Consider the following 647-nt stretch of genomic DNA (forward strand, 5'->3'; position numbering starts at 1 on the left):
GCCGGTCCCACTCGTCCTCGCAGAGGTCCGCCCGGTCCTGGGTGAGCGGCTCGTCGTCGACCAGGTCCTCCCAGGTGGCCGGGTCGGACCCGTACAGGTAGCAGAGGTAGTTGACCGCCCGCGCGGCGTCGGAGGAGTGCTCGTCGTCGGGGTCGGCCTCGTAGGCCGACGCGAGGATCTCGTACTCGAAGGCCGACGACAGGAGCGCGTCGGTCGACGCCTCGTCGCCGGACTCGGCGAGTCGCCAGGCGGCGAACTGGTCGGCCACGTCCTCCTCACGCCCCGTGAAGGGCAGGTCGAGCAGGTCGATCAGGGCGTGCCCGGCCTCGTGGAAGAACGTCTCGCGCCAGATGCCCCGGAGCGTCTCGTCCACGTCGTCGGCGTCCGCGTCCTCCAGCTCGTCGCGGCTCGACTTCACGCCCTGCAGGCAGAGCTCGACGAGCGCCTCGCCCTGGAGGTAGCCGGTGCCGTCCTTGCAGGTCGTCACCTCGACGGTGAGCTCCCGCGGCAGGGCCACGACGGACCGCAGGTCCTTCGCGGCCTCCTCGAGCACACCGCTCTCGCGCACGTCGTCCTGCCAGCCGCGCCACGCCTCGGGCACGTCGGGATAGGTGACGACGACCTTCGCGCCGGCCCCCGCGTCCCCC

Annotated in this window: 1 protein-coding gene; it reads right to left on the reverse strand. The window is 72.3% G+C overall.

The features are described from left to right. A partial coding sequence (locus ASF38_RS17425; protein WP_235497397.1) for a DUF4344 domain-containing metallopeptidase occupies nucleotides 1-647 on the reverse strand: 647 nt, incomplete at both ends.

This window comes from Aeromicrobium sp. Leaf272, from assembly GCF_001422865.1.
GTDB lineage: Bacteria > Actinomycetota > Actinomycetes > Propionibacteriales > Nocardioidaceae > Aeromicrobium.